This is a genomic window from Vibrio methylphosphonaticus (assembly GCF_023634655.1).
Lineage (GTDB): Bacteria > Pseudomonadota > Gammaproteobacteria > Enterobacterales > Vibrionaceae > Vibrio > Vibrio methylphosphonaticus.
On sequence record NZ_JAMKMS010000008.1, the window covers coordinates 46,563 to 58,339 of the forward strand.

15 protein-coding genes are annotated in these 11,777 nt (G+C 45.7%); 8 read left to right on the forward strand and 7 right to left on the reverse strand.

What is annotated here, in order from left to right; translation table 11 throughout:
• Nucleotides 1-42: 42 nt before the first annotated feature.
• Complete coding sequence (locus tag M9196_RS11055; protein WP_250617609.1) at nucleotides 43-912, reverse strand: LysR family transcriptional regulator; 870 nt, start codon at nucleotides 910-912, stop codon at nucleotides 43-45.
• Between the two features lie 253 nt (nucleotides 913-1,165).
• Between M9196_RS11055 and M9196_RS11060 the strand changes: the two genes are divergently transcribed.
• The 5 genes from M9196_RS11060 to M9196_RS11080 all read left to right on the forward strand — a co-directional run bounded on the left by M9196_RS11060 (nucleotide 1,166) and on the right by M9196_RS11080 (nucleotide 4,159).
• Nucleotides 1,166-1,471 (forward strand): hypothetical protein, encoded by a 306-nt coding sequence (locus M9196_RS11060; protein ID WP_250617610.1) that lies wholly within the window; start codon nucleotides 1,166-1,168, stop codon nucleotides 1,469-1,471.
• On the forward strand, nucleotides 1,446-2,006 hold the full coding sequence (locus M9196_RS11065; RefSeq protein WP_250617611.1) for a hypothetical protein: 561 nt from the start codon (nucleotides 1,446-1,448) through the stop codon (nucleotides 2,004-2,006). The genes M9196_RS11060 and M9196_RS11065 overlap by 26 nt, the downstream gene beginning before the upstream one ends.
• Before the next feature lie 12 nt (nucleotides 2,007-2,018).
• Nucleotides 2,019-2,312 carry a hypothetical protein gene (locus M9196_RS11070; RefSeq protein WP_250617612.1) on the forward strand — a complete coding sequence of 98 codons (294 nt, stop codon included), beginning with the start codon at nucleotides 2,019-2,021 and terminating at the stop codon, nucleotides 2,310-2,312.
• A gap of 121 nt (nucleotides 2,313-2,433) precedes the next feature.
• Nucleotides 2,434-3,450: a DUF1989 domain-containing protein gene (locus M9196_RS11075; RefSeq protein ID WP_250617613.1), complete on the forward strand. Its 1,017-nt coding sequence runs from the start codon at nucleotides 2,434-2,436 to the stop codon at nucleotides 3,448-3,450.
• 94 nt (nucleotides 3,451-3,544) lie between these two features.
• Entirely contained in the window at nucleotides 3,545-4,159 is a 615-nt protein-coding gene (locus M9196_RS11080) for an outer membrane beta-barrel protein (protein ID WP_250617614.1), read from the forward strand.
• A 49-nt stretch (nucleotides 4,160-4,208) separates the two neighbouring features.
• On the opposite strand, the gene M9196_RS11085 is transcribed toward M9196_RS11080, so the two are convergent.
• From M9196_RS11085 to M9196_RS11095, 3 genes are read right to left on the reverse strand one after another with little or no spacing between them, the layout of a single operon-like run.
• Nucleotides 4,209-5,039, reverse strand: a complete 831-nt coding sequence (locus tag M9196_RS11085; RefSeq protein ID WP_250617615.1) for a hypothetical protein — start codon at nucleotides 5,037-5,039, stop codon at nucleotides 4,209-4,211.
• A complete protein-coding gene (locus M9196_RS11090) occupies nucleotides 5,039-5,896 on the reverse strand; it encodes an ABC transporter ATP-binding protein (RefSeq protein WP_250617616.1) in 858 nt (285 codons plus the stop codon). Before M9196_RS11090 ends, M9196_RS11085 begins: the two co-directional genes overlap by 1 nt.
• On the reverse strand, nucleotides 5,893-6,264 hold the full coding sequence (locus M9196_RS11095; RefSeq protein ID WP_250617617.1) for a GntR family transcriptional regulator: 372 nt from the start codon (nucleotides 6,262-6,264) through the stop codon (nucleotides 5,893-5,895). The genes M9196_RS11090 and M9196_RS11095 overlap by 4 nt, the downstream gene beginning before the upstream one ends.
• A gap of 144 nt (nucleotides 6,265-6,408) precedes the next feature.
• Between M9196_RS11095 and M9196_RS11100 the strand changes: the two genes are divergently transcribed.
• Nucleotides 6,409-6,924 (forward strand): TetR/AcrR family transcriptional regulator, encoded by a 516-nt coding sequence (locus M9196_RS11100; protein ID WP_250617618.1) that lies wholly within the window; start codon nucleotides 6,409-6,411, stop codon nucleotides 6,922-6,924.
• Nucleotides 6,921-7,976 (forward strand): alcohol dehydrogenase family protein, encoded by a 1,056-nt coding sequence (locus M9196_RS11105; RefSeq protein WP_250617752.1) that lies wholly within the window; start codon nucleotides 6,921-6,923, stop codon nucleotides 7,974-7,976. Before M9196_RS11100 ends, M9196_RS11105 begins: the two co-directional genes overlap by 4 nt.
• An 81-nt stretch (nucleotides 7,977-8,057) precedes the next feature.
• Here the strand turns inward: M9196_RS11105 and M9196_RS11110 are convergent, their stop codons facing one another.
• Nucleotides 8,058-9,227 carry a MerR family transcriptional regulator gene (locus M9196_RS11110; RefSeq protein ID WP_250617619.1) on the reverse strand — a complete coding sequence of 390 codons (1,170 nt, stop codon included), beginning with the start codon at nucleotides 9,225-9,227 and terminating at the stop codon, nucleotides 8,058-8,060.
• 187 nt (nucleotides 9,228-9,414) lie between these two features.
• On the opposite strand from M9196_RS11110, the gene M9196_RS11115 reads away from it, so the two are divergent.
• Nucleotides 9,415-9,891: a peptide-methionine (S)-S-oxide reductase gene (locus M9196_RS11115; protein WP_250617620.1), complete on the forward strand. Its 477-nt coding sequence runs from the start codon at nucleotides 9,415-9,417 to the stop codon at nucleotides 9,889-9,891.
• A gap of 158 nt (nucleotides 9,892-10,049) precedes the next feature.
• Here the strand turns inward: M9196_RS11115 and M9196_RS11120 are convergent, their stop codons facing one another.
• Complete coding sequence (locus M9196_RS11120; RefSeq protein ID WP_455153103.1) at nucleotides 10,050-11,267, reverse strand: multidrug effflux MFS transporter; 1,218 nt, start codon at nucleotides 11,265-11,267, stop codon at nucleotides 10,050-10,052.
• A 103-nt stretch (nucleotides 11,268-11,370) separates the two neighbouring features.
• A complete protein-coding gene (locus tag M9196_RS11125; RefSeq protein ID WP_250617621.1) occupies nucleotides 11,371-11,754 on the reverse strand; it encodes a MarR family winged helix-turn-helix transcriptional regulator in 384 nt (127 codons plus the stop codon).
• Nucleotides 11,755-11,777: the final 23 nt, after the last annotated feature.

The following is an 11,777-nucleotide window of genomic DNA, read 5'->3' on the forward strand; positions in this document are numbered from 1 at the left end:
TTATCGGCGTATTAAACTGCTTTAAGTGCCAGAATGTGAGGCTTACCGACCAAATCCATAGAGTGCTTTGATCGCATTGTGAACCAGCCCTGTTTCCGCGCCAACCTTCCATATTAGGGCCGCGGGTATTTGTTTTTTCAGTGATGGCTCGACATTGAGCTTAACTAGCTGACCAGATTCAATCTGAGGCCGAATAAAGGGCTCGACAGCCATGCCCCAACATAGCCCATAACCGATGGCTGTTTTCGCAGCAGAGATGGATTCACATTCCCAAATGTTCGGCGAAATTGCCGTCTCATTGTTATTGGCGTGATTCGGTAAGTAAGCTTGTCGGTGACGTTTTAAGTCGATGAGAGACACGGTCTCTAGGGATGCTAGCGGATGTTCCGGCGTGGCAACGTATAACAATTCAGCTGGGGGGAGGGCAATGGACCCCAAGTTACTGAATATCGGTTGCTCTAGTAAGGTGAATCCAATATGAGCCTGCTCTTTTATGACCGAGCTGATCACTTCCGATGAGGTCTTCTCAATCAGCTTGAGTTTTAAGCGGGGAAACTGCGTTGCCAGCATCGCCAATATCTCTTTTTCAAAAGGGACGCTGTATACGCTATCTAGCGCGAGCGTAAATTCGACCTCTTCTTCTGGCTCAATGTCATTTGCCAACCTTTCAAAGTTTTCACATTGCGCGACAACAAGCTTGGCTTCTTTGAGAAGTAGCTCTCCTGCTGGCGTTAAGGTTGGGTTTCGCGTGGAGCGGTCAAACAACTCTTGATTCAGGTCTAATTCTAAATTGGAGATGGTCATGCTTATCGCTGAGTGGGTTTTCTTCATCTTTCTGGCGGCAGCGGAAAATGATCCCGTTTCGGCGGCGCTGACAAAGGCTTGAAGCTGTAGCAAGTTGACGGTCAACATGTCAGTAATATTTACACCTTATAGAGTGAATGTGTTCTTTCTACTTAATAGTAGAGCATTGGTTGTCCGTTGCAACTTCGTCTACCAAGCCGACGTTGCATGTATGACCTGTCAGTTTTTCTTAAGGTTTACTGAATTTGTATTTAAAAAAAATGACTAATATAGTCGGTGTCAGAGGGGAAAGCGCTAAACACGCACTGACAACAACATTGAATGGATGCGCTCAACTAGGTGACACGAGAAGGTAAACACTATGACGACTAACATCCAATCGGTTTATAACAAAGACATTGACCCAGTAAAAACATACGAGCGTAAAGTTTCTCCAAACACTGAATTTTATGACCATGTTCGCGGCACAAAAGCGTTTGAAACTCGCCAGCATGTCTATGACGATATTCTACTGCCCCATACGGGCAACGCATTTTTAGTGAAAGCCGGCCAAGTGATTCGTTTTGAACAGCGCCCGAGCTTGCATAATAACCGCACGCAAATTATCGATGTGCATTTTGTTACCCCTGACCTCGAGCAATATGGCGAAAATGGTCACTCTGGTTGAAGATGAGTTCCCTTATGAAAAAATGGATGACGGTTTTAGCCATATCTTCTTTGCAGCGCACTGTTGTCCGGAATGGCTGCACATGTGCTACGGCGAAGAAGGGAATGTAAACAGCTGTCAGGAGAACTTTATCCAAGCCTTTAACCGTGTTCCGGCTATTGCCGCGATGGAAGACGAAATTGAGCGTCGTAAAGTCGTGCAAATGTTCGCTGATCGAAATGATGTCAATATGTTCCAGCCTAATAAATTTACGCAAGACGACAATGGGATTACTCGTTGCGTATTGGCACCCACTCCTTCTGTTGCAGATGGCGTAGGCTGCGAGTTTTATGCGGAAAAAGATATTTATGTTGTTGTGAGTAACTGCCCTTATGCGGACCAAGCTCTGCCTTATCCAGAGGCAAAACCGAATCCAGTTTACGTCAGCGTTTTTGATACTGGAATCAAGCCAGAAACTATGCACCTTGGCAAGATTGGCGGATGGGAACAGCGTATTTATGAGCGCATTGCGACGAAAGACAATTCAATTAAGTAACTTGGGGTCGGTATGTCACATCAACCAGAAACAGGCATTAAAGCGTTGGTCGATACACCACTAAAGAAGGTGGCACTAGCCGCCTTCATATTGACCAACATAGGCATGTTTGCGGTACCCGCGCTTGTAGGCGCTTTGGGGACATCAATGAACTGGCCAGCAGCCGATACGCTCTCTTTAGCAGGGATCAGTTTTGCTGCTAATGAAGTGGTTCTCTTTGTCTCCATTGCTATCTTAGGAAAGCCGTTAGTCAGCATGTTAAAGCAAAAAATTCAAAATATTCTCAAACCGTCTAGCTACAAATAGTGAGAACGGGTTTGTTAAAGGGAGAGCCATTAGAGCAAGGATGCTAGACACTTATTTAGACGTCGAGCCCGGAACCCTCGACCATCGCCTACATGGACGTTGCCATCATAGGTAAATACTTATGTGCAAAAAAACTGCAATTCAATTAGATAATTTCGATTCTAGCTATAACTCGGATGTCGATCCGGTAGCAACGTTTGCGCGAGCTATTAGTCCGGATCTTGAATTTTATCAAAGAGTAAGAGCTACAAAATCGAAAGGGACCCGACAACGGGTTTACACGGATGTACTCAAAGCGGAAACCGGAAATGCATTTTTAGTAAAAAAAGGGCAAGTCATTCGTATTGAGCAGCGTCCAAATGCAGACGGCAACAATGGACGTACCCAAATTATGGACGTATTGATGGTGACGCCAGATCTACAGCAATACAGTTGCCACCTAAGTTCAACGGCAGTCGAAGGCTTAAATCAGCGACTTTATTCGGGTATTTGGTCTCAAAGTCGCCATTTCGAAAAAATGGCAACACTCATCGAAGATGAGTTTCCATATGATGAGTTGCCAGAAGAGTTCTCTCATATTTGGTTGGCCGCGCATTGTTCACCAGAACTGATCGGTTTAGCTCAAGGCAAAGAGAACGTGCGTAATTCATGCCATGAAAACTTTCTTCACGGATTTGGACGTAATCCGGCTATTGCCAACATTGAAGACTCGGAGATTCGAAAGGAAGTGATTCAGTTTTTTTCAGACCGTAATGATTGGAATATCTTTCAAGGTAACCGTTTTACTCAAGATGAAAATCGTATCACTCGCGCTCGAATGTGCCCAACGCCACCAGTTAAGGATGGCACAGCCATTGAATGGTATGCCGAAAAAGATGTGTATGTGGTGATATCAAATTGTCCATATGGTGACCAGCATACGTGTTACTCAAAGATTAAGAATAACGACGTGTTTATCGAGGGATATGACACGGGGGTTGAGCCGATACATGGAGACGCGACAAAACGCATCCAAGGATGGGAGGAAGCGGCATTAGAACGGGTAGCCAAGCGAGACCAAAGCCTCGCGCATGAATGCCCTGTAGAAACCATTAAATTGCCAGTTGAACTGACTCATTTCGCTCTGAGTAATCATTAACTGACCTCTCCTTCTCCCCCGCATTAATGCGGGGTTAGAGGGTTGTAACTTGCGTCGATTGGCGCACCATTTTCCAAAAAATTGAGGTTTTAAAATGAAAAAAGTACTGTTAGTTGCACTGATGGTTGGCTGCTCAAGTATGGTTCACGCGAGCAATGACTATACAGGCTTTCGAATAGGCGCTGGCGCAACAACAGGGATGAAAGTGGATACGATAGGGACACTAAAAGCGCAGCCAAAAATCGAATTTGGCTATGATTTTAATAGGATCTTCTCAATTAATACGTCATTGATGAAGTTTCAAGGCGAGCATAACCAGTATTCATCCGGTGTTTACTCTGGTGGCAATACTGATGGCTATGATGCTCGACTTGAAGGTGAGGTAGGGTACGCGTTCAATTTAGGCGGCAGTTGGGATCTCAAGCCCTACGTTGCGATTGGCGGCGCGCATGTGAGTGGCAGCAGAGAGTTATACAATACCGGACCGATTGCCGTTCCTACGAACTCGAACCATGAAGGTACTGGTATTCATAAAGAGAGCTTCTCAGGAAATTATCTTACATCCGCGGCGGGTATTAGGCTGACTGCACCGTTAGGTATTTATGTCGATACACGAGTACAGAGCCTTTATCTGACAGATAATCAAGAAGCAAGAACTCCGGTGAAAGAAAACGCCCAGTTTGGCGTGACTGTTGGGGTGAAGTTTTAATAAAACAAGCGAGGATAGTCTCCTCGCTTGTTCTCATATCTTAAACGGATTATCTCACGGTTCGGCGAAATCTAAGGCTCGTCATCCAAGCCAACACGCCAATGCCCACGTAAATCGCGATGTGAGCCCAACCCGCTTCGGGTATGGCACTCAGTGGATTAGCGGCAAGAATGGCATGCAGAGGTAAATAGAATATGTTGGAAAAGAACTGGTCGACACCGTAATAACCAAATAGTGCGATTGGCATCCAGCGTAGCGCATAAATGGCAATTAATAACACCAATAGTGGTGAATTTACTTTCTGCGAAATCGCCATTGCGGTCAGTGCGAAGGGCAATAGAAGAACGCCGGCTATTGCCATTCTCAAACAAAATGAAAACCAGTTGAGCACAACGTCCATGAGAGATGCATGACGATAGAGCAGCGCCAGCTGGTGGTCAGTTGAGGCATTGAGCATCCACAGCATCAGATCGGCAAAAAAGACCAATATCGAGCACACCAAAGGAATCACCAATAAACCAAACACAAGTTTAACGAGGTGGGTTTTTACATCGCTAACGGGCATACTGCGCCAAAACATCAGGCTGCCCTCCACACGTTCTTTACGAAGTGTTCTAGGGAAATATTGGGTGCCAAGTAAAATGGAAAGTAGTCCCACACCACCCGCGATTAACATATTGACGTCGTCACCCATTTCTCTATGAATCTCACTGACATCGCCGCTGAAATTCATTTGAAAAAATAGATTGTGCTGTAAGGTTGAGCTGCTCATCAAAGTGACAAAAAGGAGCAATCCACAGGCAAACATAAACAAAGGAACGCGCGTAACCAGCGGATTTTCTAACCATTCTTTACGTAACATAGCAACAGTCGAACGCATTACACTTTCTCCTTCTGTAGCGCCAAAAACAGATCCGCTAACTTCACGCCATACCTCTCCCCAAGCGCTTGGGCTTGTGAGGCATATTGAGACGAAAGTAGCCACTTAGTGGTGCCTAGCCCTTTTTGAGAAGATAACGGGTTCATGGTTGCAATGTGCTCTTTATGTTCATCACTAGCATCAAGAATAAAGTAATCATCGCTGATGCTATCCATTGAAGTGTGCAGGACTGGGCGGCCATGCTTAAGAATCAACACATCGGTGAGTAGATGCTCAATTTCCGCTACTTCATGACTGGCAATGATGAGCGCTCGCTCGCCATCGTGAAACCACTCTAATAGATGGCGATAGAATGTGTCTCGGTAGACCAGATCCAGCCCAAGAGTGGGCTCATCCAAAATTAAAATTTGCGTATTGGTGGCGATCACAATCGCGAGGTGCAATTGAACCTTCATTCCTTTCGAAAGGGTTTTGATGCGTGCTCGGGATTTTATGTCGGTTTGGTTAAGGACTTCGTCTGCTTTATTGCGGTTAAAGCTCGGATGAACGCCTTCGGTATAATTGAGAAGCTGCGCGACCGTCATCCAACCTGGCAGCACATTGACATCAGAGATGTAAGATAAGCTTTGCATGATTTGATCGCGTTGCGTGACGGGCTCAAAACCATTGATACGAATAGTACCTTGGTATTGGTGCGCGCCAAGCAGGGCATTAATCAAGGTCGATTTTCCGGCACCATTATGTCCGAGCAGACCAAGAACTTGGCCGGCATGTAATTCAAAGCTCACGTCATGTAAGGCTTCAGCCTTTGTATGATACTGCTTAGATGCGTGCTTTACGCTAACAAGTGCGCTCATTGATCACCTTCAAGATGTGGTTTTAGTTGCTGGATAAACTCTGACAGTGACATATCCAGATGTTGTAATGTGGCGGCGATTTGCGGTATTTGTTGTTGAAGAAAGCGCGCTTTTTCATCGGCTAAAAGTTTTAATTTTGCACCGGGAATCACAAACATACCTTGACCGCGTTTCTTCTCTACCAACCCATCGTCAACGAGCAATTGATAGCCTTTCATGACGGTGAGGTGATTGATTTTCATATTCGCAGAGACGCTTCGTACCGAAGGCAAGGCCTGACCCTCTTGCCAAACCCCTTGCAGGATTTGTTGAGTGATGTGATCAGCCAGTTGACGAAAAATCGGTTGGCGATCGTGCCAATTCGTCATGAATATCTTCCTTGCGTGATTTGGTGTTATATATAGGTATAACACTGGGGCGATTCAATGGGAAGCGTAATTTTTGCTGATTGACAAAAGTAGAGCGTTCGTTCTACTCTGTGTAGAGTGAACGTTCTACCTAAAGGTCATACGATGAAAGAACAAATTGCGGCCAGTTTGGAGCAAGCATTTAGCGAGCAGGGTTTTGCCGAGCCGAGTGTCGCTCAGCTTAAAGTTGCTTGTGGCGTGAGCTTAAGAACCTTATACAAATATTTCCCTTCCAAAGAAGACATGATCGTGGCGGCGTTGGAACATCGACATCAACGTTACCTCAATTTTTTATTAGCGGACTCACCTGAAAAAGGGGTTAACGCGGTTCTGCATATTTTTAACAAGCTTAAACAATGGATGGAAAGTTATGCTCAAAATGGGTGTCTGTCGATGAGTGCCATCGCAGCATTTCCTGAGCATGCCGTCATCAACCAAACCGTGAAGGCACATAAAGAGGAAGTGAGACGATTTCTGGGAGGGCAAAGCTTACGTGATGATCTTGCCATGCAATTGTTCTTACTCCATGAAGGTGTGTCGAATGCTTGGCCAATTATGGGTGATGAAACGTTAAAATCGGCACATGCGACTGTGCTCACTTTGTTAAAAGGAGAGAAATAATGATGGCAGTACCGTTAACGATGAAAGGTGTGCTTTTGAAGGGGCACGGTGGACCTGAGATGTTGGAGTATTGCGCTAATATCCCCGTTCCGACGCCAAACGATCATGAAGTGCTTGTTCAGGTCTTTGCCGCCGGCGTTAATAATACCGATATTAATACTCGTATTGGTTGGTATTCAAAAAATGATAATAACAGCGATGATGCGGGGTGGGGAGGAAATGCATTGAACCTGCCTCGTATTCAAGGTGCCGATGTGTGTGGCCAAATTGTCGCGGTTGGTCGGTCTGTCAATGAAGCCCGAATTGGCGAACGTGTACTCATTGAACCTTGTCTCTACGACGTCAATGGCGAAACTATGAACCCACCATGGTACTTCGGTTCGGAGTGTGATGGTGGCTTTGCGGAGTACACCGTGATTTCATCGCAACATGCCCACAACGTCGATTCAACGCTCAGTGATGTAGAGCTGGCGTCCTTTCCCTGTTCCTACTCGACTGCCGAGAACATGTTAACTCGAGCAGATGTTCGCAGTGGGGAGCGAGTGCTGATTTCTGGTGCATCAGGTGGAGTAGGTTCTGCCGCGATTCAGCTTGCTAAGGCTCGTGGTGCGACGGTCATTGCCATTACAAGTCTAAGCAAAAGTACGCAAGTGCTTACTCTTGGGGCAGACCAAGTAATAGATAGAGATGACCATCTAGTGGATGTGCTAGGTATCAATAGCATTGATGTCGTGATTGACCTAGTGGCTGGTGAAAAATGGCCGCAGTTCTTAGAGGTACTTCGTCCTAAGGGGCGCTATGCGGTATCGGGGGCTATTGGCGGGGCATTAGTTGAATTAGACGTACGAACTCTTTATCTAAAAGATCTGAGTTTTTTTGGTTGTACGGTATTGGAGCCAGAAGTTTTTGGTAATTTGGTTCAACATATTGAACAAGGCCGCATTAAACCTTTGGTCGCCAAAACCTTTAGATTAGAGCAGATCCAACAAGCTCAATCTGCATTCCAAGAGAAAAATCATGTCGGTAAGATTGTGCTATCCGTTGGACGCTAAACGGCTTCTGTTTATCTCTTACCCTACTGAGTAATTACCTATCAATAAATAAGGAGCCAGCAAAACCGCTGGCTCTTCTTATCAGCGCTTCTTTAGCGTGAACATCTGATAGCCATATTCACCAATCGCATGATTAAACACGTCGATCTCTTTTGCGATGTCTTTCAATGCGGCGGAATCTACCATCGTTGGAACAAGTGCCTCAAGACGACACTTAAGTGGATGATAATAATTTTGCCATGCCTCTAAGCTGAGAGTGAAGTGACTCACTACCTCATAACCTGCCGAATCCATTTGTTCAAGGCGAGTCTCGACCGTTTGCATATCGGGATATTCACTTTGGAAAAATGATTGCGCTTCTTGGCTTGGTGAATCGGTTAACCAAACCATGTCACTGACCATCAGTAGGCCATCGTGCTCTAATAGAGGCTTCCATTGTGATAACGCGTTAGTGACGCCCATGATATAGGCGCTGCCTTCCGCCCAGATAAGGTCAAAGCTTGAGTGCTCAAATGGAAGCTCCGTCATACTGGCGCACACCGGGGTGACTTGTGATGATAGCGCAGTGGCTTCTAGTCGCTGTGTCAGCTGTTCTAGAGCGCTTGGTTCATTATCTACCGCGGTTATTTCTGCACTACTATGAGTTGCCAACATTGTTGTCGCTAACCCTTTTCCACAGCCAATTTCAAGAATTTTCTTGGGTGTGTTTGGAAGTTCTTGAAGAGCACGTAAGGTTTCGCTCTCGCTGCCAGGTCCCCATCGCTCAAGTGTTTCAAAGACAGTCATAAAGTCTGCCATGTACTGTTCATGTTCATTCATGTTTTTTGATAACCATTTTAATCGCAGGGCTTCTTTCTCGTTAAAGCCTTGCTTCTTTAACCAATCTAAATGTGCATCGGGGGCAAGCTTGTCGGTTTGCTCATGCCAGCTGCGGGTATCTGCTTCGCCCAACATTGCCGCCAGCAGCTGGCGAGATTGTTGCTTGTGCGCAATCTCTTCATCTAAGGCTGTTAACCGCTCAAGTAGCAAGTGCCGATCAATCTTCGCTTGCAAGCAAGATTGACACTCTTTAAGCGTCAGCCCACCAGCTTGTAGGCGCTGGATCAAAAGAATTCTTTGCACATCATGGTCGTTATAGACGCGATACCCATTATCGAGTCGATGACCTTGGATAAGGCCTTGCTTCTCGTAATAGAGTAGGGCGCTGCGCGATAGCCCAACTTTGCTCGCTAACTCTGAGATTCGATACACGTTAGTACTCCACATCATCGATGTATTAACTGGACTGTAAACTATGAAGTTATAGACAGGTCAAGACTAAGTTAGTGTATCTGCGTGATACTGTCTAGGTAAGGCATTCTCCTTTTTTAGTTATGCTAGGCGGCTATTTTTGCTACAGTTCGTCGCTAACGATACAGGTGTTCGATGGGAGTAACAGGTGGAAGAGATTTACTTTGCGGGTGGTTGTCTATGGGGTGTGCAGGAATTTATGCGCCATTTACCGGGTGTTGCGTCAACGCAAGCAGGGCGAGCTAACGGCACTTCGGATACCACCACGGCCACCTATGACGGCTATGCCGAGTGTGTTCGTACTCAGTTCGATCCAAAGCAGGTATCGGTAGAAGAGTTAATGGATTTCTTTTTCGAAATCATCGACCCATACAGTGTGAATAGGCAAGGTGATGATGTAGGGGAGAAGTATCGAACGGGTGTCTATAGTCTTCACTCGGAGCATTTGCTAAAAGTGACTAATTATCTTCGAGCCAGAGAAGACGCTGATAGGATTGCAATAGAAGTATTGCCGCTATCAAATTATGTGAAAAGTGACGATGAACATCAAGATAGGCTCACTGTACGCCCTAACGATTACTGTCATATCCCGCAAGATATTCTGCACAAATACAAAGCCCGCTAACCACTTTTTCTTTTTCGGTTCAAAAAACCGCTAGATTCAAAAAACCTTTAGCCCAAAAGACAACACCGACGCATAAAGCGTCGGCGTAGAGCAACGGGATCGTGGTCGTCATTGATAAGAGATAAGTGGTTATTACTTATCGACTAGCGGTTATATGATTAGTGTTTTTGATTACTGTACTTTGCCAAGTTGTCGGTCACAAATGAGCGATGACGAACCAATAACCATAATAGTCCCCCGGTGATACCGACAAATAGCTGAATTGCGCCCAAGTTACTGATTAGGGATTCTGGGCGAAGTGACACTAAAACCATGCCAATGGAGCCGCAAATCATCGCAAAAAACTGAATTAAGGCGACGGCAGAGCCGGTGTCATGATCTTGTTGGTCTAGCATTAAGTTCGTACCAGGTACTCGCATGGCAATGACCATGACAGTAGCTGGGGCCGCAATACAGGCAAATAGCCAAGGAGAGGTATCCCCAATGGTGAGAGTCAGAATGCCAGCACATGCAAGTAGAGCAAAGCAAAGTGAAATGACCTTTTGTACCGAGATGTGACGTGACAGCTTCATATAGAGAGTCGGTCCAAAGGAAGCACACAAGGCATTAAAAGCAAAGGCGTAGCTAAATTCTTGTTCTGTTAAACCAAATCCATTGATATAGATATACGATCCGCTCGCCAAGAACGCCATGAGTGCCATCGGTGTCACGGAAAAAATAGCGAGTAACGCAACAAATCGCGGATTTTTCATGACAACGCCAAGTCGGCTCCACGAACGTAGCATAGAGCCATCGTATTTAGTCTCGAGCGTTTCTTTGTAGCAAAACGCCAGTATGGAAGCGAAGAAACCGAACACCGCTAGGGTGACAAACATCATTCGCCAAGACGCAATCTGCAGCAAAAATGCACCAAGCACGGGTGCAATCATAGGTGCGATGATCACCAGTGACATGATGGTCGCCATAATCTTTTCGCGTTCCCTGCCCTCATAGAGATCTTTAACAATAGCCGTTGCGACTACGGTAATTGCACTACCCGCGAAGGCTTGCAGTACTCGTGCAGCGATGAGCTGTTCGATATTACCGGCTAAGGCACAAAAGATGCTTGCGAGCATATAACCGCCAATACCCGTTAATAATATCGGCTTTCGTCCGAACTTTTCGCTGAGCGGTCCCCAAAATAGTAGACCGATAGCGTAGGTCACAAAGTAGCTACTCAGCGTTAAGTTAACCATAGACTGGTTAGTATTAAATATGTCGACCATTTGCGGCAATGCGGGTAAGTACAAATCTATAGTGAGTGGAGGGAAGGCGCTAATGATGACAAGAAAGAAAAGCATGCCTTTCTGTCCTAGTACAGGCTGAGGTTGTTTCAAATGATGACTCCTAAATACGGACATGAACGCGTTTGTTCTGGGTACGTTTGAATGGGTTGATAGTTGATAGTATCTATAGTTGATAAGCGCTATAGGGACTTAACTAATAAGCAAGGTTGTCGTTAAGACGCTTAAGAAGGGTGCGCAAGGTTTCGGATTCGTCGTCCGAAAAACCGGTGAGCATATCGTTGATCATGCCCATTTCGACCTCGTCTAATCGCTCGAGTAGTTTTAACCCTTTGTCACTTAGCATGAGTTCGACTGAACGTTTGTCGGTAGTGCTTGCCTGTTTGATGATCAAATCTTGCTTATGTAGTCGCGCGACGATACGGGCAATTTGTGCTTTGTCGCGGTTCATGGACTCCACGAGCATTTGCTGTGAAGCCCCTTTAAAATCCCGAATATCACTCATCGCTTTATGCTCAAGCGGAGAAAATTCCACTTTTTGACGAGTGACTTCCGCCACCATTTTTCCACGAGTCTTCATGCGAATTTCGCGCAAGGTATGGT

Coding starts and splice junctions, on each gene's coding strand:
- M9196_RS11055 (WP_250617609.1), bottom strand. CDS start 912: ATGTTGACCGTCAACTTGCTACAGCTTCAAGCCTTTGTCAGCGCCGCC.
- M9196_RS11060 (WP_250617610.1), top strand. CDS start 1,166: ATGACGACTAACATCCAATCGGTTTATAACAAAGACATTGACCCAGTA.
- M9196_RS11065 (WP_250617611.1), top strand. CDS start 1,446: ATGGCGAAAATGGTCACTCTGGTTGAAGATGAGTTCCCTTATGAAAAA.
- M9196_RS11070 (WP_250617612.1), top strand. CDS start 2,019: ATGTCACATCAACCAGAAACAGGCATTAAAGCGTTGGTCGATACACCA.
- M9196_RS11075 (WP_250617613.1), top strand. CDS start 2,434: ATGTGCAAAAAAACTGCAATTCAATTAGATAATTTCGATTCTAGCTAT.
- M9196_RS11080 (WP_250617614.1), top strand. CDS start 3,545: ATGAAAAAAGTACTGTTAGTTGCACTGATGGTTGGCTGCTCAAGTATG.
- M9196_RS11085 (WP_250617615.1), bottom strand. CDS start 5,039: ATGCGTTCGACTGTTGCTATGTTACGTAAAGAATGGTTAGAAAATCCG.
- M9196_RS11090 (WP_250617616.1), bottom strand. CDS start 5,896: ATGAGCGCACTTGTTAGCGTAAAGCACGCATCTAAGCAGTATCATACA.
- M9196_RS11095 (WP_250617617.1), bottom strand. CDS start 6,264: ATGACGAATTGGCACGATCGCCAACCGATTTTTCGTCAACTGGCTGAT.
- M9196_RS11100 (WP_250617618.1), top strand. CDS start 6,409: ATGAAAGAACAAATTGCGGCCAGTTTGGAGCAAGCATTTAGCGAGCAG.
- M9196_RS11125 (WP_250617621.1), bottom strand. CDS start 11,754: ATGAAGACTCGTGGAAAAATGGTGGCGGAAGTCACTCGTCAAAAAGTG.